The sequence below is a fragment of the Acinetobacter soli genome, from assembly GCF_000760595.1.
Lineage (GTDB): Bacteria > Pseudomonadota > Gammaproteobacteria > Pseudomonadales > Moraxellaceae > Acinetobacter > Acinetobacter soli.
The window spans coordinates 172,396-196,172 of the sequence record NZ_BBNM01000006.1 but is presented as its reverse complement, the minus strand read 5'-3'; the positions used below and the strand labels follow the sequence as shown (position 1 = coordinate 196,172).

Sequence of the window (23,777 nt, the reverse complement as noted above, 5' to 3'; positions counted from 1 at the left end):
AATGTTTTTTAAATTTTGAGGTTAGTCATGAAATTAAAATTGCCAACCCTATGGTTTGCTGCAATGTGTCTGGTGCTGTCCAGCACGGCCAGTGCAGCGGTAAAAACCTATCATCTGACGATTGATCAACACAACATCAATCTCAATGGAAAATCAGTCAGTAAAATCACGGTAAACGGGCAGTTTCCAGCGCCGTTGCTGGAATTTAACGAAGGCGATGAGGCCGTCATCCATGTACACAATAACTTAAAGAAAGAACAAACCGCACTGCATTGGCATGGATTATTATTACCCGGCTTGATGGACGGCGTGCCGGGATTCAACGGATTTCAAGGGATTCTTCCGAATGGTGATTTCGTCTACCGTTTTCGTGTTCGTCAAAATGGCACCTATTGGTATCACGCTCACAGTAAGGGGCAAGAGCAAGACGGACTCTATGGGCCATTGATTATTTATCCAAAGCCAAGCCAGCATCAAGATGCAGCGCCTCCTGTGCAGCGTGACTATGTGGTAATGCTTTCAGATTCACATCCGACTCGTGGCGATCAGATTTTAAAAAATCTGAAGAAAGATGCAGAGTATTATCAAAACCGCCGTGAAACATGGTCGGATGTGTGGCAACAGGTGAAGCATGAAGGCGTGAAAGCCACGTGGCAAGATCGCAAAATGTGGAATCAGATGCGTATGCTGAAAACGGATTTGTCCGATGTGAGTGGTTATACTTTTCTGGTCAATGGCAAAGCACCAGACCAAAACTGGACCGGCCAATTTCTGCCAGGCGAACGTATTCGGTTGCGTTTTATCAATGCTGCAGCAATGTCATTTTTTGATGTACGGATTCCCAATTTAAAGATGACGGTCGTGGCTGCCGATGGTCAACCCGTTCAACCTGTATCGGTAGATGAATTTAGAATTGGTGCTGCCGAAACCTATGATGTCGTAGTACAACCTCAGCACGATGCCTATCAGATTCAGGCCGAATCGATTGACCGAACCGGATTTGCTTTAGCATCACTCATCAATAAAAATGCCACTCATCTTAAAGCTTTTCCTGCACCTGTGGCACGGCCTCGCACTGTACTGACCATGCAAGACATGGGACACGCTCACATGAGTACATCTGCGCAGGCACCAGACATGCATACGACTGAACATGATTCGATGCCGATGCAAGAAGATCATGCACACATGCAACACATGCCGATGGCCTCCATGGATCAGCAGCACGATTTACACATGCAGCACATGATGCAAAACGATGATACCCGTGTGCAGGGCTGGTCGAATGCCGCCACGCCAAAGGGTATGAAAGCCCTCAGTTACGCCGATTTACGTGCTCGCACGCCACAGACAGATCTGCGTGCTCCAGATCGAGAAATTGAAATTCGTTTAGGCGGTACGATGGAGCGTTATATCTGGACGATGAATGGACAAAAGTTTTCAGAGGCCAAGCCGCTTCAGGTCAAATATGGCGAGCGTGTTCGGCTGAAATTTATCAATGAGAGCATGATGGCGCATCCTATGCACCTACATGGCATGTTTGTACAACTTGAAAATGGTCAAGCACCTAAAAATCTTCCCAACAAGCACACCATTATTGTTCCTCCAGGGCAAACTGTGAGCGCACTTTTAACCGCAGATGAGGTGGGCGAGTGGGCCATTCACTGTCATTTGCTTTACCATATGTCGGCAGGCATGATGAATAAGCTGATTGTTGCGCATACCGATCAAAACTCAGATACAGCATCAAGTGCTTCATCTGTCGCGGAGCTTGTACCAACGCCATCACAAGGAGCTCATCATGCGCATCACTAAAATGACCTTGTGTATCTGCGCGGCGTTAGGCAGTTCAGGTACAATTGCACAAACTTCAAATGAGCAGATGCATACCCATTCTCACGCTATCATGCCAATGCCAACGACCACTCTAAAAGATACACATCTTGCATATCAGGAGTCCGATGAAGCGCAACATCATCGCGATCAGCACGGCGGACAGTGGTATCAGGCCACACAAGTGGATACTCAGTGGATGGTAAATACCCACGGCAAAGGTGCAGTACAATCGGAACTGCGGAGTTGGTGGGGAACAGATGAAAACAAGCTGTATCTCAAGGCAGAACTTGAGAAAGAAGAATCTGAATCTGCTTCACGTAATATTTCTATGCGCTATAGCCGGATGATCTCTGATTTTTGGGATATTCAAACGGGCTTAAGGTATCGTGATGATGCATCGGAATTAGCAGATGAGACACTTGATGGCGTGATTGCACTACATGGACTGGCACCATACTTTTTTGAAACGGATCTCTCGCTGTTTATAGGCGCACATGGCTACACTGGCTTAAGCGTCGAAACCGAACGAGATGTGTTGCTGACGCAGAAGATTGTAATAAAACCGTATTTGAAAGCGGATATTGTGATCTCGGATCAATCGTCAGAAGCTGCTGAAACCGGTTTGAACGAGCTGAAAACCGGATTACAAACACGCTATGAAATTAACAAAAAAGTGATGCCATTCATTGATGTTGCATATCATTATAAGCAGCATCCCACAGCACTTTTTTCCGTTTCAGATCGAGCGTGGTGGTATGGTGCGGGCGTAACGTTTAAGTTTTAATGTAAGTTTTTTGAAATAAGCCGCTGATCAACGTATCAGCGGTCACCGATGTAATGCTCATGGTGCATAAATGAATTTAAAACAGCAGTATCAAACCAATCTGATTACCGATGCTTTGCTGCATTCGCTGCACACTCAATCACCATGTACTGTGATGTCTCAAGAATTATTGAATATTCCAGTCGATGACGATCTCAACCGTCAGTTTATGAGTTTTTATTATTTGCCTGAGCTCACCCCCGTGACTCAGCAGCAAATTAGAACGTGCTTGAATAATTTAGACCATGTGGGTTATGTCGAGCTTGATCAGCAAACCCATCACTTGGCAATTTATCATGATGGCCCCGTACAGCCTATTGAAGCGCATTTAAATCAAAATGGAATTCAATTGGTATTTCAGCAAACCCAGACCAATTATATCCCTGAGCCAATCGACTGGTCTTATATGCAGCGGCGTAATCAGATGATTAGCTGGTTGCTTAGTATTAATCTGGTGATGCTGATCGTGACGTTCCTCACCGGAGTGATTGCTTCTTCTACCGCGTTGATGGCGCTCGGGTTGATTCTACTGAGCGATGTGATGATCTATGCCATGATGCTCTTTGCGATTCAGGAAAAACAAGTCGGCTTATACAAACTCACCCGCGCAGGCGTGTATTTACAATTGGGCTTAAGCCTGCTGTTGATGTTTGGTGTGGCCTTGCAAATTGTGATGCGTCAATCCGCCATGTCGCAAATGGTGGTGCTCGTGGGGTTGCTGGCGCTCCTTACCATGCTGGTGAATATGTGGTTATTGATACAGACCCACGCGGCCGAACTGGATTTAAACTGGAAAACATTACTGAGTTTTTATGAAGTGGTATTTAGTCTTGCGGTGGTGATTGCGGGTTTACTGTGCCTTCAACTTAATTCGAACTGGCCGGATATTGTGATGACAGTGCTCATGGTGATGTTCTTGCTCAACCGTTCCCGCAAAGTGTTTCAGAAAAAAACCTCGTTTGTGATTCAGTAATTGATTTTATTATGTACCAATAATGTGGGCTTTTGCTTTTTTAACGACCCATCCTATATTAAAGTATTGAAATTAAGGAGGAACGACCTCCCCCAGAGTGGGAAAATTATCAGGCCGACCTGATTATTCAATAAGGATGTAAGCATGGCTTGGTTGATTCTGATTCTTGCTGGTTTTTTTGAAGTGATATGGGCGTACTCGATGAAGCTCTCTGAAGGCTTTACCCGACTCGTGCCAAGCGTTGTAACGATCATTTTTATGCTGTTAAGCGTTATTTTACTCTCGATTTCAATGCGTACACTACCGCTTGGTACTGCCTATACCGTCTGGACAGGAATCGGTGCGATTGGCTCATTTGTATTGGGGATTTTTCTATTGCACGAGCCAGTGAGTGCCATGAGAATGCTCGCTGCTGTCTTAATTGTCTCGGGTTTGGTACTCATGAAACTGTCTACACATTAAGCCGAATGAAGTAATTTAAACCGATTCAAGCTGGCAATTGACCATCCACTTTATCCCGAACTGATCGGTAAAGGCGCCATAAAGGGCACCCCAAAAGGTTTTCTGTAGTTGCGTCTCGATGTGTCCACCTGCCGAGAGTAAATTAAAAAGACGTCGTGCCTCGGTCTCATCGTGATCCAGATTAATCGAAATATAATGATTATTGCCTTTGCTGAGTCCGCGCGAGTCTGCTGCACAGAATTGTTCATTGATATCAGATCCCATCAGCACGGTATAGGCATTAATGGGTAAAGAGACATGCAAAATCTGTTGACGTTGCAGATCGGAAAGCGACTGGCCGTCTTCGGCGGGGATATCCCCGTATCGAGTGAGTTGTGCAAAATGACCACCAAATACCGATTGATAAAAGATAAACGCGGCTTCGGTTTCACCAGCAAAGTTGAGATAGTGATTAAGCTGCATCGGCGTGATCCTAAACGATGATAATAATGTTTTTAATTTAGTCTCTTTTGAGCAAAAAACAGTATTTTTTATCGGAAAATACAAAAAAACTCCCGCTGAGGCGGGAGTCATCATCTATAGATTTTTAGTGTTTCAGAGCAGTTCAATGGCCACCGCGGTCGCTTCACCACCGCCAATACACAAGGCAGCAATACCTTTGCGTCCTCCGGTACGTTTCAGTGCATGAATCAGCGTCAGAATAATTCGTGAACCGGTAGAGCCTACAGGATGGCCGAGCGCACATGCACCACCGTGGATATTCACTTTTTCGGTGTCCAGTTTGAAATCATCAATCGCACACATGGTCACCATTGCAAAGGCTTCGTTAATTTCCCATAAATCGACTTCATCTGCTTGCCATCCAGCCTTGTCTAAAACTTTTGCAATCGCACCTACAGGGGCAATGGTAAACTCCGAAGGGTGCTGAGAGTTGGAAGCAGTCGCAACAATCTTGGCCAGTGGTTCAAGCCCGCGCTGCATAGCAAGCTCATGTGAGCATAAAACTAGAGCCGAAGCGCCATCTGAAATTGAGCTCGAATTGGCAGCGGTAATGGTGCCATCTTTGGCAAAAGCAGGCTTTAAACTCGGAATCTTATCAAGTTTGGCGTTCAGGGGTTGCTCGTCTTGTTCGACCACAACATCGCCTTTACGCGAAGTGACCGTGACAGGTACAATTTCATCCTTAAAATATCCAGCCTGAATAGCGGTTTGTGCACGTTGAAGCGAACGAATTGCGAAATCATCCATTTGTTGACGTGTGTAGTGACGCTGGCTGGCCATATCTTGAGCAAAAGAACCCATGAGCCGGCCAGTTTCGGCATCTTCCAAACCATCTAAAAACATATGATCTTTTACTTCGCCGTGCCCCATACGATAACCAGCGCGAGCTTTACTGAGTATGTAAGGTGCATTGCTCATTGATTCCATACCACCGGCTACTACAATTTGAGCGCTTCCCGCTTTGATCGCATCGGTGGCCTGCATCACGGCTTTCATGCCTGAACCACAAAGTTTGTTAATGGTCACAGCACCCGTTTGATCGGGTAAACCTGCTTGACGCATGGCTTGGCGCGCAGGCCCTTGTTTAAGACCAGCTGGGAGTACGCAGCCTAAAATGACTTCATCAACATCGTGAGGCGCTAAACCAGCACGGTGGATCGCTTCTTTAATGGTTACAGCACCCAACTCTGGCGCAGAAACTGAAGATAAAGCACCTTGAAAACCGCCCATAGCGGTACGTGCACCATTGACAATCACGACGTCTGTCATGTTATTTACTCCAAGTTCGTTATTATGCGGTTGTATTTGATCGTGACAGCAGTATAGTCAAAATTTAAGCTGATACTGCTTGTGCATACATCGGATAGCTAGACTGTCCAGTTCTCATGTTGGGCAGTCGGCAAGGGTTTCGACACGAAAGTGCCCCATGCGGCTGATCACCAGACGTTTATGACTGACTTTTTGCGAACAATAATAAAAGCTTCCATTTGATCCGATTGGCAAGCCACTTGCGGCCCGAAACATCAAATGGTTAGATTGCAAAGTGCCTTTCCAAGATAGCATGCCATAACGGGTATTCCAGTCTGTACTCGACAACAGATCTTCATTGAGATCTCGCTGCCGGTTACGGTTTTGATCTAAAAATACAATAAAGCCCTTGCTCCAGTCGTCGCTGCAGGTTTGCTTATCTATACTCGGGCAGAGCACAACGTTATGACGATACAGCACCGCATCGGACTTTGCTTTTTGTATGTGAATTGTGAGTGTTCTTGGAATGTGGTTGGCTTCTTGAGTCGCCATAACATGCTGATAAGTCGGTACTCCGACACCAATTAAAATGCTTAAAACCGTGATGGTAACGAGAAATTCAATTAAACTAAAACCTAAAAAATTGTTATTCATAGTAAAGGAATGTCCATCATTTGTAGTTTTTTTCTTTTTTTAACAGTTGATTACCTTAAGCGTGTTGCAAAAATAAACGAATTGAAATATTTATTACCTAAGCGTTTTAATGCTGTTAAAATAAAGAAAGCGTGAAGAGTTGGTTATTCACAGAAATAAATTGAGTAAAAAGTTACCGAATTACAACGGAAATTGTAAGTAATTTTGTCAATAATTTACTTGATTAAAGTTATCAAGCACTTGGAAATCAGTTTAAGTGTTTGTATGATTCAACGTGAGTAGCTTAAAAATAAAACTGGGGTACAAAAATAGCTTATCTCAGGAAGCCAAATAAATTTTAGGCTGAGCTTGAACAACAAACAATTTGTTATCTCTGGAGGATATCCATGAAATTGAGTCGTATTGCACTTGCTACTATGCTTGTTGCTGCTCCACTAGCTGCTGCTAATGCTGGTGTTACAGTAACTCCATTATTACTTGGTTACACATTCCAAGACTCTCAACACAACAACGGCGGAAACAAAGGTGACCTAACGAATGGTCCTGAGCTTCAAGACGACTTGTTTGTTGGTGCAGCACTTGGTGTTGAATTAACTCCATGGTTAGGTTTCGAAGCTGAATATAACCAAGTTAAAGGTGATGTAGACGGTGCTCTAGCAGGTGCTGAATACAAACAACAACAAATCAACGGTAACTTCTACGTTACTTCTGATTTGATCACCAAAAACTATGACAGCAAAATCAAGCCATACGTATTACTAGGTGCTGGTCACTACAAGTATGATTTTGACGGTGTTCCACGCGGCGCGCGCGGTACAACTGAAGAAGGTACTTTGGGTAATGCAGGTGTTGGTGCGTTCTGGCGTTTGAACGATGCATTGTCTCTTCGTACTGAAGCGCGTGCAACTTACAACATCGATGAAGACTTCTGGAACTACACAGCACTTGCTGGTTTGAACGTTGTTCTTGGCGGTCACTTGAAGCCTGCTGCGCCTGTAGTAGAAGTTGCTCCAGTTGAGCCAACTCCAGTTCAACCTCAACCACAAGAGTTGACTGAAGATCTTAACATGGAACTTCGTGTATTCTTTGATACAAACAAATCAAACATCAAAGATCAATACAAGCCAGAAATCGCGAAAGTTGCTGAGAAATTGGTTGAATATCCAAACGCAACTGCTCGTATCGATGGTCACACAGACAACACTGGTCCACGTAAGTTGAACGAACGTTTGTCTTTGGCTCGTGCAAACTCTGTGAAGTCTTCACTTGTTAACGAATACAACATCGATCCAGCTCGTTTGACAACTCAAGGTTTTGCTTGGGATCAACCGATTGCTGACAACAGCACGAAAGAAGGCCGTGCAATGAACCGTCGTGTATTCGCTACGATCACTGGTAGCCGTACAGTAACTGTTCAGCCTGGTCAACAAGCTCAATAATCTGAGTTTGATCAAATAAAAAAGCAGCTCTTCGGAGCTGCTTTTTTTTGTCTGATTGAAATTAAATAATTCATAGTATTCACCTTAAAATTCGTTGTAATGCCCGTGTTTTAGCCATTGTTTGCTTTGTTTACGATCCCGGCGATGCTGTGTGCGCGGTTGTTCAGTTTCATGTAGGCCGCCTTTTTGAAGCAGTGGTGATAGTGCGACTTTATTTCTAGCCTGAATTTTAGATGCAGCTTTGAGTTTCATCATGCTTCCTATTGAAAATTAAAGATTTGTGTAAATGACTAATACCTCGTACAAAGGATAAAAAACCCAGCGATTGCTGGGTTTCATTGACAGTGTGACGGATAATCGAGTTGTTGTCTACTCTATTAAGTGACTAGCATTACAGATCTTTATCGGCTTTGACATTCATCTCTTGGTAAGTCACCAATTTAGTTTTGTATTTCCATTTGTAACCTAACCAGATTGCCAAGAACAATGGGATACTAATATACGTTGAGAGTAATCCCATCCAGTCGATTTTGCCACCCAGAAGGGCTTGATAGTTTTGTCCTAAAATAATAATCGAACATAAAATAAAGGCAAACCACGGTGCAAATGGAAAAAATTTGGCTCGATAGGCTAAATCTTCAAGTTTATAACCTTGTGTAACATAGCCTTTACGGAAACGATAATGTGAAATCGCAATACCCAGCCAAACAATGAAGCCACACATGCCTGACATGTTGAGTAACCAGTTAAAGACTTCCTGTTGTCCAATAAATGTGGTTAGGAAACACAAAGCTGCAATGGCTGTAGTGGCATAAAGTGCATTCATTGGCACGCCACGACGGTCAAGTCGAGCAAACCATTTTGGCGCACGGCCTTCTTTGGCCATATCCCACAGCATGCGGGTAGAGGAGTACATACCCGAATTTCCAGCCGAAAGAATTGCAGTTAAAATCACTGCATTCATTAGACTTGCAGCAAAGGCAAATCCTGCTTTTTCATAGAGTAAGGTAAAAGGTGATAATGCAATATCTGAGCTATGCGCTGCTTGAAGCAGACGTGGATCGTCGTAGCTGACCAATGTGCCAATGATAAAAATACAGACCACATAAAACAGTAGAATTCGCCAGAAAATCTGTTTGATTGCAAGTGGAATAGTACGTTTTGGATCTTTAGATTCACCTGCCGCAACGCCGACCATCTCGGTTCCCTGAAATGAAAATCCAGCAATCATGGCCACACCAATCATCGCTTGCAAGCCGCCCACGAAAGGCGCATCTTTGTATGTCCAGTTGCCAAAAGTGGCTATATTGGGTGTCAGCATGATTTTAATAATCATGGCCATCCCAATAATGATAAAGGCAATAATTGCGACCACTTTGACCATTGAAAACCAGAATTCACTTTCACCAAAACCCTTAACGGTCATGGCATTGATGGCAAAAATCACCACCAAGAAAATAGCACTCCAGTAAAATCCTGGAATGTCGGGAAACCAGAATTTCATAATCAACTGTACTGCCACCAGCTCAAAAGCTACGGTAATGGCCCAGTTATACCAGTAGTTCCAGCCCAGCGCGAAACCGAAGCCTTCTTCTACATAGCGGTTACCATAGGTAAAGAAAGCGCCCGAGGTTGGATTATGCGTTGCCAGTTCGCCTAGGCTGGTCATCAAAAAGTAAATCATGACGCCGATGAGCACGTAGGCCAGCAGGGCACCGCCAGGTCCCGCATTGGCAATAGTCGAGCCGGATGCAAGGAATAAACCTGTGCCAATTGAGCCACCAATGGCAATCATATTTAAATGACGAGCACCTAGCTTACGCTGGAGCTGATCAGGTTGAGTCGTTTCGCTCATGAAAATTCCTTACTTTCCTAAAGTTGCTTTGGCATAAAGCACCTTGAAGCCTTGTTGATCTGCTTTTATTTGACATTGGCCAAAGGCTTGTTCAATCAAAACGGGATAATTTAAAAAACGATTCGCCACGATCCACAATTCACCGTTTGCCTTTAAGTGTTTTTTTGCTGTTGTACACAGACCCTCACTGGCGGCATAGTCGGTATGAATCCCTTGGTGAAAAGGTGGATTACTTACAATAGCATCCAAATCCGATGGTGCATCATGAATGCCCGTTACCGCACAAAGCTGTAACTGATCCGGATTGAGTCCATTTAGACGAAATGTCATCTCTGTAGAACATAGTGCGAATGCATCCACATCCATGGCGCAAATCTTGTTTTGCGGATTTAACTGCGCTAAAGATGCACTTAATACCCCTGCACCACATCCGAAGTCGGCAAGTTTACCCGATTTTATCTGTTCAAGATAAGGTAAAAGTACGGCTGTTCCGACATCAAGCTGACGCTGACTAAATACACCTGGTAATGCACAGACCGTGAGGCTATTTTGTGCAACTTTAACCGTGTACTGTTGTACCCACTGTTCAAGTGGTCGCAACTGCTCGGTTTTGTCTATTTTAGTCTGCCAAAGCTGGCAATGTCGTGCACTGTCCAGTTTTATGGTCTTGCCATAATCGAGTAACTGTTTGGCAGCACGTTCTACCCCCCCTTTTTTTTCACCCACCAAAAAAATAGACTGGCCTTGAGTGAGGTGACTGACCACCACGTGCAAAATATAGCGCAGTAGTTCTTTAGATTTGGGAACAAAAATAATCACCTGATCGGGTGTAACCGACGGAAAATGTACACCAAAACTGGTCACAATTGATTGCTGTTCAAAATATTGATGATCGGCAAAATTCCACGTCCAAACAGACGCTTGCGCGTGCTGATTCAGTTCATGGCATAAGCCATCGGCAGGCGGATTGATCAATAGCACCGTGCCAGAAAAATATTGATGCTGTCGAAGTACCACTTCACTGCGTGGATCCATCTTAATCTCTCATGAAGAACAAAGCCCAGTTCTCACTGGGCAAAATGTAAATACGATCTAAATTATTGTTTATGTTCAGGCAAAACAATATTTAGGATCAGTGCTGCAAGCCCACCAGTGGCCACGCCTGAACTAAAAATATTTTTAAACAATTCGGGTAAGTGTTCCAGAATTTGCGGTACTTGTGCAACACCTAAACCCAGTGCCAGTGAAATGGCAATAATCAGTAGGGCACGTCGATCTAAATGAATACCAGATAAAATATTAATACCTGATGCTGCCACCGCACCAAACATGACCATAACAGCTCCACCCAAAACCGCTTGCGGTACGGCTTGAATAATGCCCGCAACAGCAGGGAACAGTCCAAGTAAAATCAGCAGTACCGCAATCCAAATCCCAACATAGCGGCTGGCCACACCCGTGAGCTGAATCACGCCGTTGTTTTGTGCAAATACTGAGCTTGGAAAGGTATTAAACAGACCCGCCAGTAGCGAGTTGGCGCCATTAACCAGTACGCCACCTTTAATTCGTTGCATCCACTGTGGGCCATTGACCGCCTGATTTGAAATTTTACTGGTTGCGGTAATGTCTCCGATCGCTTCAAGTGAAGTCACCAGATAAATAAACGCCATTGGAATAAACAGACTCCATGAAAAACTCAGCCCAAAATGCATAGGCGTGGGAATCTGAACCAATGGTGTTTCATTTAAACCTGAAAAATTTAAATGACCCATAAAACCCGCAAGAATATATCCCACAATTAAAGCAATCAGAATGGCAGAACTCTTGATCCAGATCACCTGAATACGATTGAGAAGAATAATAATTGCCAACACCGTACATGACATGATGAGGTTATCGCTGCTGGCAAAGGTCTGATCTTGCATGGCCTGATAACCACCGCCCATACTGATCAGGCCTTCTTTGATTAAAGTGAGTCCGATCAGTAACACCACAATACCAGTCACCAGCGGTGTAATCAGGGTTTTGATCCAAGGTAAAATACGCGACACACCCATTTCAATAAATGAGCCGGCAATCACCACACCAAAAATAGCAGCCATGACTTGATTGACAGGCGTACCGGCCGCCACCATAGCGCTACCAATCCCAATAATGGGGCCAATAAAGTTAAAACTGGTACCTTGCACGATCAAAAGACCAGCCCCTAAAGGGCCGACTTTTTTACATTGTAAAAATGTGGCAACGCCAGAAATTACCAATGACATCGACAAGATCATGTTGGTTTCTTCACGTGAAACCCCCAATGCCAGACAAATCAGCAAGCCTGGTGTCACAATCGGAACAATAATTGCGAGTAAATGTTGCAAAGCTGCCAGGAATGAGACAAACGGTGCAGGCCGATCATTCAAACCATACACAAGGTCGAGTTGATCGTTGTTTTTAGAGGGAAAATTGGAAGAATCAGACATGTAAAATCATCGGTCAGCTACGACAAGGTGGCGGTATTCTAATCGAGATGAGGGAAATAATAAAAGATAATAGACAAGAGGTGAAAAAAACGCGGCTATGTCAATAAACTGTCACTACTTTTATGTAGCATTTTTCTGTATAATTTGCCCTCAAGTTTTAGGCTTATCGAATTTTCATGTCAGATATCAAAAATCTCCGCAATATTGCAATTATTGCACACGTCGACCACGGGAAAACTACCCTTGTCGATAAACTTCTTCAACAATCAGGTGCACTTGGCGATCGCGCGGGTGAGATTGAGCGTGTCATGGACTCGAATGCGCTTGAGAGCGAGCGTGGTATTACCATTCTTGCAAAAAACACAGCAATCAAGTGGCTCGACAAACGTACCGACACTGAATACCGTATTAACATCGTAGACACCCCGGGACACGCCGACTTCGGTGGCGAAGTTGAACGTGTAATGTCGATGGTTGACTGTGTATTGTTGCTTGTTGACTCTCAAGAAGGCCCAATGCCACAAACGCGTTTCGTAACTCAAAAAGCGTTTGCACGTGGTTTGAAGCCAATCGTGATTATCAACAAAGTCGACAAGCCAAGCGCACGTTGTGACTGGGTAATCGATCAAGTATTTGACTTGTTTGATAACTTGGGTGCAACTGATGAGCAGTTGGACTTCCCAATTGTTTATGCATCTGGTCTTCGTGGTGTTGCAGGTCCTTCACCAGAAGAATTGGCTGAAGACATGACGCCGTTGTTTGAAACGATTGTAGACATCGTTGAACCACCAGCAGTTGATGTTGATGGTCCGTTCCAAATGCAAATTTCATCACTCGACTACAACAGCTTCGTAGGTGTAATTGGTGTTGGCCGTATTCAGCGCGGTTCAGTAAAAACCAACACACCTGTTACTGTGATTGATAAAGAAGGCAACACACGTAACGGTCGTATCTTAAAAATCATGGGTTACCATGGTCTTGAGCGTGTCGATGTAGATTCTGCATCTGCAGGTGACATCGTATGTATTACCGGTATTGATGCACTCAACATTTCCGACACCATTTGTGATCAGAAAAATGTTGAAGCGCTTCCACCATTGTCTGTTGATGAACCAACCGTATCGATGACTTTCCAAGTCAACAACTCACCGTTTGCTGGTAAAGAAGGTAAGTTCGTGACTTCACGTAACATTCGTGAACGTCTTGACCGCGAATTAATTCACAACGTTGCACTTCGTGTAGAAGACACAGACAGTCCAGACCGTTTCAAAGTATCTGGCCGTGGTGAACTTCACCTTTCAGTTTTAATTGAAAACATGCGTCGTGAAGGTTTCGAGTTGGGCGTATCGCGTCCACAAGTAATCATCAAAGAAATTGATGGCGAAAAACAAGAACCTTACGAAAACGTAACGTTTGACGTAGAAGAACAGCATCAAGGCGCTGTGATGGAACAAATGGGCCATCGTAAAGGCGAAATGACCAATATGGAAGTTGACGGTAAAGGCCGTATCCGTATTGAAGCAACTGTTCCATCACGTGGTTTGATTGGTTTCCGTTCTGAATTCTTGACCATGACCTCTGGTACAGGAATCATGACGTCAAGCTTCTCTCATTATGGTCCTGTGAAACAAGGTACTGTTGCGAAGCGTCAAAACGGTGTATTGATTTCTATGGTTCAGGGAACTTGCTTGGGCTATGCATTGTTCAGCTTGCAAGACCGTGGTCGTTTGTTTGCTAAGCCACAGCTTGAAGTGTATGAAGGCATGATCGTGGGTATCAACTCACGTTCTGACGACATGGTGGTTAACCCAACCAAAGCGAAACAGTTAACCAACGTACGTGCGTCTGGTACAGATGATGCATTGACACTTACACCTGCAATTGAATACACGCTTGAACAAGCGCTTGAATTCATTGAAGATGATGAGCTAGTTGAAGTAACACCGAAGTCAATTCGTATCCGTAAGCGTTACTTGACTGAAAACGAACGTAAACGTAACCGCGCGTAATCGGCTCCGGCTCGATACAAGCAAGAAACTGCCAGCTCGTCTGGCAGTTTTTTTATGTTTAAAACGCAGTGCTAAAAACGTTTTATGTAGTTGAAATGTGAAATAACTTTTGTTTTTGAAGTAAAAAACAGTAAATTAAAATCCATAACTGACATAAAAGCTGCATTCATTTTAAGAATGTCATTAAAAAACAACGCAGCACTCAAGTGCTGTCTGGAGATTTTTCATGAGTATTATTCAAGAATTTAAAGAATTTGCTGTTAAGGGCAATATGATTGATCTGGCCGTCGGGGTCATTATTGGTGGTGCATTTGGTAAGATTGTCGATTCTTTGGTAAAAGACGTGATCATGCCATTAATCACACTGATTACCGGAGGAGGCGTCGACTTCACCCAGAAGTTTATTGTACTCGGGAACAATCCTGACAATCTGCAATCTTTAGATGCTTTGCAAAAAGCGGGGGTGAACGTGCTCACCTATGGTAATTTTATTACCATTTTGATCAACTTCCTGATTTTGGCATGGGTGGTATTTTTAATGGTGAAACTCATCAACCGTATGCGCCGTAAACAAGAGGCTGCGCCTGCTGCACCAGCACCGACACCAGAAGATATTGCGTTACTGCGCGAAATTCGTGACGAGTTAAGAAAGCGCCCAGAAGCTTAAATTCAACATCCTGTTTTAAAAACGGCACAAACAGTGCCGTTTTTTATGTACCAATTTTATTTGGCATGAATTTTTCTTATGAATTTGAGAAAATAACGATTCGTGCACATCATTTGAAATCCAGAGGATATTTTGGCAGTGAACAGACTTTTTGCTTATGGCACCTTGTGCCCAAACCGAGAAAACGCACACATTATGGCCAATATAGATGGAGTCTGGCAAAAGGCTTATGTTCGCGGCGTGATTCATACCTTGGATTGGGGGCCAGATCAAGGCTTGCCTGCGATTGTTCTGGATTCGGGCGCACCTCGGGTAGCAGGTTTCTTGTTTAGCAGTGATGAGCTAGACCAGCATTGGGACAGGTTAGACGAATTTGAGGGCTTTCAATATGAGCGTGTTCAGGTCGAGATTCAATTGGAAACTGGAGAAAAACTAGAGGCATGGACCTACCAGATGAACCAAAACGCGCGTAAATCTGCACATTGACAGATGTTAACAAGGCCACGATGACAGATAAGTACCACGTGGCCGAGTTGCAGTGTTTAACGAAAATCAGTTCTAAATTTGATTTCCAGCAAATGAAAACCAAACTGACTTTTTATTGGGCCATGCAAAATGCGTTCGGCGGCGCTAAATACCAGTTTGTCTATTACTGGAACTAACTGACCCTTTTTGACTTCGCCGAGCTCTCCGCCGCGTTTGGCCGAATTACAGGTCGAGTATTGCTTGGCAATGTGATGAAAGTCTGCACCTTGCTGAATTTTCTTTTTCAGTTGCTCTGCAAGATCTTTGTCCTTCACTAAAATATGTCGCACAATTGCTGTTTGCATGAATTAACCTCTCTTGCGTCGTTTCGGGGCAGTACTGTTTAGCTTTAACGGCTGACACTGGGGACAAAATACACTGGCACGTTGTCCAAGCTTCATGTTTTCTAATGTGGTCTCACAGTTCACACACATTTCGCCTGCACGGCCATAGGCCAGCAGCGTTTGCTGAAAATAACCGTTTTCACCCATGGCATTGGTGTAGTCACGTAGTGTAGAGCCACCCAGTTGAATCGCATGACTCAAAATACGTTTAATTTCAACCACCAAGCCAGCGATTTGCTCACTCGATAAGGTATTGGCTGGCTGTGCCGGATGAATGCCCTGATTAAACAGGCTTTCGGTTGCATAGATATTGCCTACACCCACCACCACATGATTATCCATGATTGCAATTTTTATGCCGACTTGTTTGGTGCGAAGCTTTTCATATAAATAGTCTGCGTTAAAAGCATCGCTGAGCGGCTCTGGCCCAAGGGTATCAATCAGCTTTTTCTGATGTTCATCATTGAGCCACAAAATACAGCCAAAACGCCGTGGATCGTGATAACGCAACTCGGTGCCATCATCGAAAGTTAAAATCAGGTGATCGTGTTTGCGCAGTTCATCTTGAGCCGTACACAGCCGAAAACTGCCTGACATCCCCAAGTGCCAGAGCATCTGATCGGTTTCAAACTCAGCCAAGATATATTTCGAACGACGCTTGAGCGCACGAAGTTCTTGACCCACCAAACGTGAAATATCGTCTGGAATTGCCCAGCGTAATCTGGAATCACGTACTGTCACAGACTGGACGCGATGATGTAACAGGGGGAGTAAACTGGTTTTTGTCGTTTCGACTTCAGGTAATTCAGGCATTATCAGCTCAACTTATCAAACCGATGTTAATATGGGGACGATCTTGTCACTTGTAAAGGGCAGGACGCATGCTACGAGCCTGTTAAAGATAGGCTGATTTTTTATAGACGTCAAAATGTGGCGTATTTACATAAAGATCTGATCAGACATCGATAAAATCGTTTTTTATCGATATGATAGTCAGACATTCGTTGGGCTTTTAAAACTTTTCTTTTTGGGTAAAGATTTCAAGATAAGGATAAATGAATGCGTTTTTTACGATTCAATACGCTTTCTCACTGCATATTTTTAGCAACAGGTTTAGGGGCGACAGGCTCTGTTTGGGCACAAGATACCGCAGACAACCCGCTGACACTCCCGGTCATTCAGGTTGAAGCCACCCGTACTGGCACCACATATTTGCAAACACCTGCATCTATTTTTCGTGTCGATGCACCAGCGCAGCAGCAATCTGCACAAGTGAATCTCACCGAAGTGGTGAAAGGGATTCCAAGCCTGCAAATTAATAATCGTGAAAATTATGCACAAGATTTGCAGCTCTCAATGCGAGGCTTTGGTGCACGCTCAACTTTTGGTGTGCGCGGCATTCGTTTATATGTTGATGGTATTCCGGCCACTATGCCAGATGGTCAGGGGCAAACTTCCAATATCGATTTAAGCAGTTTGGATCACGTTGAAGTACTCACTGGACCATTTTCATCTTTATATGGAAATTCTTCAGGTGGCACCATTTTAACCACCACTAAAGAAGGTCAGGGCAAAGATTCGATTGAGCTGGGATATTCTGGCGGCAGTCACGATAAAGGCCGTAGTGGCATTATTTTGCAAGGCGGTGCCAAAGCGCCGAACGAACCGAGTTATGTAATCAGTTCATCTTACTTCGACACAGACGGTTATCGTGACCACAGCGCAGCCCGAAAAGTATTGAACAACGCCAAACTGACTTGGAATCTAGATGATGGTTCAAAAATTAACTGGATTACCAATTATGTCAAAATCAATGCCGATGATCCGCAAGGTCTGACACGTGAGCAGTGGAAAGCCAATCCAAAACAGGTTAATGATGCCAATAATCTTTATGACGTGCGTAAAGAGATTGAGCAAACCCAAACCGGCCTCACGTGGACCAAACCCCTCAACGATCAAAATGAATTGTATATGATGGGATATCTGGGGAATCGTCAAGTCACACAATACCAGTCGATTCCTGCACCTTTCGTTGGTCCAGCATTTAGTAAGATACAAGAAAATATTAAACAAGCTGGTGGTGTAATTGATTTTGACCGAAATTATTACGGTGCAGACCTTCGCTGGACTGGAAAAGAGTTGCTTCCTCACACCACGCTGAGTGCGGGTGTGGCACTGGATTTTATGGATGAAGATCGTCACGGTTATAAAAACTATAATGATGCTGAACAGCTTGGTATTAAGGGCGAACTCAAGCGCGACGAAAAAAATACGCTTTGGAATCTCGACCCATATCTACAAGCCTCATGGCAGTTTTTACCTGCTTGGCGTCTTGATACAGGGGTTCGCTACAGTAATGTTCACTATAAGTCAGATGATCATTACATCGTGATAGGCAATACTGCAAAAGAAACTAATCCAGATGACAGTGGTAAAACGGAATATTCGAAAGTATTGCCGTCTGCAGCCTTAAGCTGGCAAATTCAGCCTGAACTACTAGCCTATGTTAGTTATGCCAAAGGCTTTGAAACACCTACCTTTACCGAGATGGCGTATAACCCAGATCCAGATATTTCAGGATTTAACTTTGATTTAAATGCATCGACCAGCGATACCTATGAAGCAGGGCTAAAATCGCAAAACAGACTGGGTGATTTTACTTTGGCTGCATTTCAAACCAAAACCAAGGATGACATTGTCTCGGCAGGCAGTATCAACGGCCGTGCAACCTTTCGCAATGCCGATAAAACCTTACGTGAGGGGATTGAACTGACGTGGAATAAAGCCCTCTGGCGTGATCTGGTGGCTACGGCCAGTTATGGTTATCTCGATGCGACCTTCGATGCCGATGTACCAGCACGTGGAAGCGTCGCTGCCATTACATCAGGCAATAAAATTCCGGGTATTGCAAAAAATCAGGGCTATGTGGGAATCACTTGGAAGCCTCAAACGGGCTTCTATGCAGGGCTCGATGCACAGTACAACGACAAAATTTATGTCGATGATAAAAATTCTGATACAGCACCAAGCTACACCGTTATGGCAGCCTATGCAGGTTACGTGTGGAGTATGCAAGCATGGAAGGTCAATGTATTTGGACGAGTGGACAATTTACTCGACAAAGATTATGTCGGCTCTGTGATTGTTAATGATTCAACTCAACCCAAAGGCCGTTTCTTTGAACCTGCCGACGGACGTAACTGGAGTGCGGGCATCCGCGTAGTCAAACAGTTCTAATCTGAGAGAGTAAGCACTAAAATGGCGAAGTTATTTGAAGCAATTCAGTTTGAAAGATTGAGTCTGAGCAACAAAATCGTGATTGCACCGATGTGTCAGTACTCTGCAACCGATCAGGGTGAAGTGACCTATTGGCACGAGCAGCAATGGGCAAACTATGCGCTATCGGGCGCTGGGTTATGTATTATCGAAGCCACGGCGGTACAGCCCGAAGGACGAATCAGTTATGCCGATCTGGGGCTGTGGAATGATGAGCAGCGTGATCAGATCAAAACTTTACTGAGCAAAGTCAAACAACTTTCGCCGATGCCGTTTGCCATTCAGTTGGCGCATGCTGGCCGTAAAGCCTCGACAGACAAGCCTTGGCAAGGGCGTGGTCAAATTCCTGAAAACGATCCGCACGGCTGGCAAACAGTTGCACCGAGCAGTATTGGTTTTGGTGAGCACGATGCGCCGCCACAAGCTCTTTCACTCGAGCAAATCCAGCAAATCAAAGACGATTTTGTGGCTGCTGCACGTCGTGCGGTGGAAGCGGGATTTGATTTGATTGAGTTGCATGCAGCACATGGGTATCTGTTGCACCAGTTTATGTCGCCATTGTCTAATTTACGAGATGATGAATACGGCGGTTCATTTGAAAACCGTATCCGTCTGACACTCGAGGTGCTTCAGGCCGTCAAGGCGGTGGTACCTGAAGGATATCCGGTGGGTGTGCGCATTTCCGCAACCGACTGGATGTCTACCGAGAGCTGGGATATCGAATCCAGTGTCGGTTTGTCAGAGGCGCTTGAGCAATTAGGCGCAGCATATATTCATGTTTCGAGCGGTGGTTTACACCGTATGCAACAGATTAATGTAGGCGCCAATTATCAGGTTCCTTTTGCAGCGCAAATTAAGCAAAAAGTTGCAATTCCAGTGATTGCGGTGGGCTTGATTACCGAGCCAGATCAGGCCGAAGCCATTTTACAAAATGCCGAAGCCGATGCCATAGCACTTGCCCGTGCCATTCAGTACGATCCACGCTGGCCATGGCATGCAGCGGCAGCCTTGGGTGCCGAGATTGAAATCTCACCACAGTATCTGCGTTGTCAACCGCATGGTCTTAAGCAGCTTTTTAAACCGTTTCAACATTAATCATTTGAAAAGACGCAATTCAATTGCGTCTTTTTTTAGTTTTTAACGCAAGGAATCCCGTCGTGGTTGTTCAGGTCATTGTTCCGATTTTTCTGCTATTACTTGCAGGCTATATCAGCGTCTCCATTCGCCTGATTACGCCTGAGCAAATCAAGGCACTCAGTGCGTTTATTATCAAAATCGCCCTACCTGCATTTTTGTTATTTGCGCTATCGAACAAAACCTTAAACGACATCTGGCATCCGTCTTATTTTTTAGCCTATGGCGGTGGTTCCTTGGTAATTTTTGCCTTGGCTTTTTGTTTTTATCGTTACTTTTTTACTTATTCGCTCACCCCGACGGCAGTGATGGCCATGGGGGCTTCAATGTCAAATACCGGGTTTATTGGTACCGCTGTTTTGACCATGCTGATCGGTTCGCATGCTGCCATCTATATTTCGCTTACCCTGATTTTAGAAAATCTGTTGATTCTGGCTTTGGTATTGGCCTTGGCCGAAGCGGGGATGCAAGAAAAACAGGCGATTTTTCCATTGGTGATCAAAACGGCAAAAAGCCTACTCAAAAACCCAGTCATTATTGCAATTATTTTGGGAATGAGCTGTATTTTGCTCGATTTGAGACTTCCGGCACTTCTGAATCAATCATTGGAGTTACTCGGAAAAACGGCGTCGCCTCTAGCATTATTTGCAATTGGTGGCAGTCTGGTCGGCATGGGAATTAAAGCCTTAAACCTGCAAAGTGCACTTTTGGTCGGTATGAAAGTGCTACTCATGCCACTGCTTATTTTTAGCTTGCTTAGTGTTTTGCCTAATGTCAGTGAGGAAATGCTGCATGCCGGAACCATTTTGGCCGCTTTGCCCATGCCGATCGCCTTTGGTATATTCGGGCAAGCCTACGGACTCAATGAACGCGCGCTCACGCCGCTTATGCTCAGTACAGTTATTGGCTTTATAGGGGTGAGCATGCTGATTATCTTGTGGTGGTAGAATCACATTTGCCCGATACAATCGGGCAAAGTGACACGCATTGTTAGCTTTTACTTTTTGCCGCTGGCGCTTTGGCTTTTTCGGCAATCAGTTTATTTACCGCTGCTAGAGATTCTTTAGCTTGAGGCACATTTTCTTGCGCCAGCGCGGTAAAGATTTTTTTTGCTTCATCTAGATTTTGCGGCACAATGTTGCCATTGGCCATCATATTGCCCACTGCCATCAAGGCCGGAACATAGCCCTTTTTGGCCAGTGTTTCGATGGTACTCAAGCCCGATTTAACGGTCGCTTCATTTTTGGTTTTAAAGCCCTGACTGATGTCGTAGATGGCTTTAAGGTGCATGGCACGGTAATTATTTTGCTTGATCAGCGGATTGAGTTTTTGCAAAGCAAGCTGATCTGACGCCGGTTTATTCTCTGCAAAGAGCAATACCGCCAGCTCCACCGTTGCTTCATCAAAGCCAGCATTCGATGCTTTTTCTAGATACTGGCGTGATTTCTGAGCGTCCTTTGCTACGCCCAAATCACCAATCGAATAAATCTGGGCCAGTCGATAAGTGGCAACTGAATAGCCCTTGTTCGATGCTTCTTCATAATAGCGTAAGGCTTTTTTCGCATCTTTGCTGGTCCCTTGGCCCAGTTCGGTCATAAAGCCTAAATTATAAATGGCCTGCGCATTACCTGTTTTGGCCAGACGGTCAATTTCCTGATAAGCCGCTGGATAATTTTTTTGATTATAAAGCTGTTCTGCTTTTTCAAACGGGGTGCCTTGTGCAGGATTACTGCCTTGGGCTTGCGGTGCGGTTGCTGCAAAACTCACTGTAGTCGATAGCGCCACAACAAGGGCAAGAAGCTGTTTTTTCATGTACCAAAATCCTAATGCTTACTCATATCATTCCGTTGATGAGTATTTGTGTTTTGTGATCTAGTTCATATTAAGTAATTTATGCCGAATGTAAATGGTTCAATCGAGACAATTTACAGGATTTTGCTACAAGGCGTATCGTTCTGGGGAGACCATGTAAAAAGCTCCCCAAAAATGGAGAGCTTATGAAGAAAAGCAGCGTGTATTAAGGTTTGATCATAGCCCGTTGAATGGCTTTCACCTCTTCGCGGCTTAAGTAACGGTAGAAGCTTGCGCCAAGAAATGCACCAATAAACCAGTTAAACGGCGCGAGATGTTGTAGCGCAGGCACCAGTGTAAATACTAAGCCAATCACGACAGCAGGAATTAGCGCACAAACTGCTTTTGGATTCACACCTTTTTTATACCAGTATTGTCCCGTGCTCTTGTCATTGAATAACTCATCGACCATTACCTGCTGTTTTTTTACAAAATAAAAATCTGCAATCAAGATACCAAAGAGCGGGCCAATAAATGCGGCCAGTACATCTAAGGTGTAATGAATCAGCTCTGGTGAGTTAAACAAATTCCATGGAGTAATGAGTACCGAGCCTAAGGCGGCAATCATCCCTGCACCACGAAAGCTCAGTTTTTGTGGGAAAATATTAGAAAAATCGAATCCGGCAGACACAAAGTTCGCCACAATATTAATGCCAATGGTAGCTGTAAGTACTGTAATCAGGCCCAATACCACGGCCACCGTGCTGTCAATCATGGCAACGGTTTCCAGCGGATCGGTCACCATTTTGCCAAATACGCTGTAGGTCGCCGAGACAGTAACCACGGTGATCAGAGAGAAGAAAATGAAGTTAAATGGCAAACCCCAGAAATTGCCTTTTTTCACTTGTTGCATGTTTTGGCCATAACGGGCGAAATCACCAAAATTAAGAAGTGGCCCAGAAAAATAAGAAACCACCAACGCAATGGCTACAAATGTTTGGGTAATTTGCTGACCAGTCGTGAGATTTTTTTCGCTTAAACTAAATGAGATATTGCTCCAGCCTGCCTTGTAGACCAGATACGCTGCCAAAATAAACATTACCACGTATACCAGCGGGCCTGCCCAGTCGATAAATACCCGAATGGCATTCATGCCTTTCCAAAATACCAAGGCCTGTAATACCCACATAAAGCCAAAACAGATCCAGCCAATGCTACTTAAGCCAGCAAAGCTATTGAGCGTGAGGGGTTGCAGACTTGGAAAAAATTTGAGCAAAATGAGCATCAGCGCATTCGATGCCAGCCAAGTTTGAATACCGTACCAAGAAATGGCAATTAACCCACGAATCAATGCCGGGATATTGGCACCATAGACCCCAAAGGCTTGTCGGGAAATAACGGCATACGGTACGCCTGACACTTGGCTTGGTTTGGCAACCAAATTGGCGCAGATCTGAACGATCACAATACCCACGATTAATGCCAGAAAAACCTGCCAGCTTGCCAGTCCGAGTGCAAACAGGCTGGCTGCAACAATATAGCCACCCATACTGTGTACGTCGGCCATCCAGAATGAAAAAATGTTATACCACGACCAGTTTTGTTTAGCGGGTGCCAAATCTTCATTGGTCAATTTTGGACTGTAATTTGAATTGTCTGTCATAGTGCTACATCATGCGGATGAACTGTTCAGACCAGTCATGCAGGATTCACGCCAATTCCACCGTGTCATCATCAAAAATAATGAAAGTGATGATTTTATTGAGGAT

General features: G+C 44.4%; 22 protein-coding genes. 11 read left to right on the top strand and 11 right to left on the bottom strand.

The annotated features are described in order from the left end of the window. The first annotated feature begins 27 nt into the window (after positions 1-27). The 4 genes from Aso01_RS09405 (at position 28) to Aso01_RS09390 (ending at position 4,094) form a co-directional block, all read left to right on the top strand. Positions 28-1,815: a copper resistance system multicopper oxidase gene (locus tag Aso01_RS09405; protein WP_004934915.1), complete on the top strand. Its 1,788-nt coding sequence runs from the start codon at positions 28-30 to the stop codon at positions 1,813-1,815. After that, complete coding sequence (locus Aso01_RS09400) at positions 1,802-2,620, top strand: copper resistance protein B (RefSeq protein ID WP_004934917.1); 819 nt, start codon at positions 1,802-1,804, stop codon at positions 2,618-2,620. The genes Aso01_RS09405 and Aso01_RS09400 overlap by 14 nt, the downstream gene beginning before the upstream one ends. A 70-nt stretch (positions 2,621-2,690) precedes the next feature. Continuing rightward, entirely contained in the window at positions 2,691-3,632 is a 942-nt protein-coding gene (locus tag Aso01_RS09395) for a hypothetical protein (protein ID WP_004934920.1), read from the top strand. A 144-nt stretch (positions 3,633-3,776) separates the two neighbouring features. Beyond that, positions 3,777-4,094: a DMT family transporter gene (locus tag Aso01_RS09390; protein WP_004934921.1), complete on the top strand. Its 318-nt coding sequence runs from the start codon at positions 3,777-3,779 to the stop codon at positions 4,092-4,094. 15 nt (positions 4,095-4,109) lie between these two features. Here Aso01_RS09390 and Aso01_RS09385 read toward each other — a convergent pair whose 3' ends face one another. The 3 genes from Aso01_RS09385 to Aso01_RS09375 all read right to left on the bottom strand — a co-directional run bounded on the left by Aso01_RS09385 (position 4,110) and on the right by Aso01_RS09375 (position 6,497). Beyond that, positions 4,110-4,556 (bottom strand): VOC family protein, encoded by a 447-nt coding sequence (locus Aso01_RS09385; protein WP_004934924.1) that lies wholly within the window; start codon positions 4,554-4,556, stop codon positions 4,110-4,112. A 132-nt stretch (positions 4,557-4,688) separates the two neighbouring features. After that, positions 4,689-5,864: a thiolase family protein gene (locus Aso01_RS09380; protein ID WP_004934927.1), complete on the bottom strand. Its 1,176-nt coding sequence runs from the start codon at positions 5,862-5,864 to the stop codon at positions 4,689-4,691. A 114-nt stretch (positions 5,865-5,978) separates the two neighbouring features. Continuing rightward, a complete protein-coding gene (locus tag Aso01_RS09375; protein WP_004934930.1) occupies positions 5,979-6,497 on the bottom strand; it encodes a GspH/FimT family pseudopilin in 519 nt (172 codons plus the stop codon). 386 nt (positions 6,498-6,883) lie between these two features. On the opposite strand from Aso01_RS09375, the gene omp38 reads away from it, so the two are divergent. Further along, a complete protein-coding gene (omp38, locus tag Aso01_RS09370) occupies positions 6,884-7,936 on the top strand; it encodes an outer membrane protein Omp38 (protein ID WP_004934932.1) in 1,053 nt (350 codons plus the stop codon). 84 nt (positions 7,937-8,020) lie between these two features. On the opposite strand, the gene Aso01_RS15870 is transcribed toward omp38, so the two are convergent. From Aso01_RS15870 to Aso01_RS09355, 4 genes are all read right to left on the bottom strand, one after another. Beyond that, a complete protein-coding gene (locus Aso01_RS15870) occupies positions 8,021-8,188 on the bottom strand; it encodes a hypothetical protein (protein WP_004934934.1) in 168 nt (55 codons plus the stop codon). A 139-nt stretch (positions 8,189-8,327) separates the two neighbouring features. Then, a complete protein-coding gene (locus tag Aso01_RS09365) occupies positions 8,328-9,791 on the bottom strand; it encodes an amino acid permease (protein ID WP_004934936.1) in 1,464 nt (487 codons plus the stop codon). A gap of 9 nt (positions 9,792-9,800) precedes the next feature. After that, positions 9,801-10,826 carry a methyltransferase gene (locus Aso01_RS09360; RefSeq protein WP_004934939.1) on the bottom strand — a complete coding sequence of 342 codons (1,026 nt, stop codon included), beginning with the start codon at positions 10,824-10,826 and terminating at the stop codon, positions 9,801-9,803. Positions 10,827-10,888: 62 nt separating this feature from the next. Next, positions 10,889-12,262: a uracil-xanthine permease family protein gene (locus tag Aso01_RS09355; RefSeq protein ID WP_004934942.1), complete on the bottom strand. Its 1,374-nt coding sequence runs from the start codon at positions 12,260-12,262 to the stop codon at positions 10,889-10,891. Positions 12,263-12,438: 176 nt separating this feature from the next. Here Aso01_RS09355 and typA point away from each other — a divergent pair, with 176 nt between their 5' ends. From typA to Aso01_RS09340, 3 genes are all read left to right on the top strand, one after another. Next, positions 12,439-14,271 carry a translational GTPase TypA gene (gene typA / locus Aso01_RS09350; RefSeq protein ID WP_004934944.1) on the top strand — a complete coding sequence of 611 codons (1,833 nt, stop codon included), beginning with the start codon at positions 12,439-12,441 and terminating at the stop codon, positions 14,269-14,271. A gap of 226 nt (positions 14,272-14,497) precedes the next feature. Then, on the top strand, positions 14,498-14,938 hold the full coding sequence (mscL, locus tag Aso01_RS09345) for a large conductance mechanosensitive channel protein MscL (protein WP_004934947.1): 441 nt from the start codon (positions 14,498-14,500) through the stop codon (positions 14,936-14,938). 138 nt (positions 14,939-15,076) lie between these two features. Further along, positions 15,077-15,424, top strand: coding sequence for a gamma-glutamylcyclotransferase family protein (locus Aso01_RS09340; RefSeq protein WP_004934951.1), 348 nt, complete (start codon positions 15,077-15,079; stop codon positions 15,422-15,424). Positions 15,425-15,480: 56 nt separating this feature from the next. Here the strand turns inward: Aso01_RS09340 and Aso01_RS09335 are convergent, their stop codons facing one another. Continuing rightward, the gene (locus Aso01_RS09335) at positions 15,481-15,768 is read right to left on the bottom strand and encodes a peptidylprolyl isomerase (RefSeq protein WP_004934954.1); all 288 of its coding nucleotides are present in this window, start codon (positions 15,766-15,768) and stop codon (positions 15,481-15,483) included. Positions 15,769-15,771: 3 nt separating this feature from the next. Further along, a complete protein-coding gene (mutM, locus tag Aso01_RS09330) occupies positions 15,772-16,620 on the bottom strand; it encodes a bifunctional DNA-formamidopyrimidine glycosylase/DNA-(apurinic or apyrimidinic site) lyase (RefSeq protein ID WP_004934957.1) in 849 nt (282 codons plus the stop codon). 246 nt (positions 16,621-16,866) lie between these two features. On the opposite strand from mutM, the gene Aso01_RS09325 reads away from it, so the two are divergent. The 3 genes from Aso01_RS09325 (at position 16,867) to Aso01_RS09315 (ending at position 21,164) form a co-directional block, all read left to right on the top strand. Continuing rightward, entirely contained in the window at positions 16,867-19,044 is a 2,178-nt protein-coding gene (locus Aso01_RS09325) for a TonB-dependent receptor domain-containing protein (RefSeq protein WP_004934961.1), read from the top strand. A 21-nt stretch (positions 19,045-19,065) separates the two neighbouring features. Next, positions 19,066-20,178 (top strand): NADH:flavin oxidoreductase/NADH oxidase, encoded by a 1,113-nt coding sequence (locus tag Aso01_RS09320; protein ID WP_004934964.1) that lies wholly within the window; start codon positions 19,066-19,068, stop codon positions 20,176-20,178. Between the two features lie 62 nt (positions 20,179-20,240). Further along, entirely contained in the window at positions 20,241-21,164 is a 924-nt protein-coding gene (locus tag Aso01_RS09315) for an AEC family transporter (protein ID WP_004934967.1), read from the top strand. 43 nt (positions 21,165-21,207) lie between these two features. Here Aso01_RS09315 and Aso01_RS09310 read toward each other — a convergent pair whose 3' ends face one another. Next, complete coding sequence (locus tag Aso01_RS09310; protein ID WP_004934970.1) at positions 21,208-22,029, bottom strand: tetratricopeptide repeat protein; 822 nt, start codon at positions 22,027-22,029, stop codon at positions 21,208-21,210. 205 nt (positions 22,030-22,234) lie between these two features. After that, positions 22,235-23,671, bottom strand: coding sequence for an NCS1 family nucleobase:cation symporter-1 (locus tag Aso01_RS09305; RefSeq protein ID WP_004934974.1), 1,437 nt, complete (start codon positions 23,669-23,671; stop codon positions 22,235-22,237). Positions 23,672-23,777 lie beyond the last annotated feature (106 nt).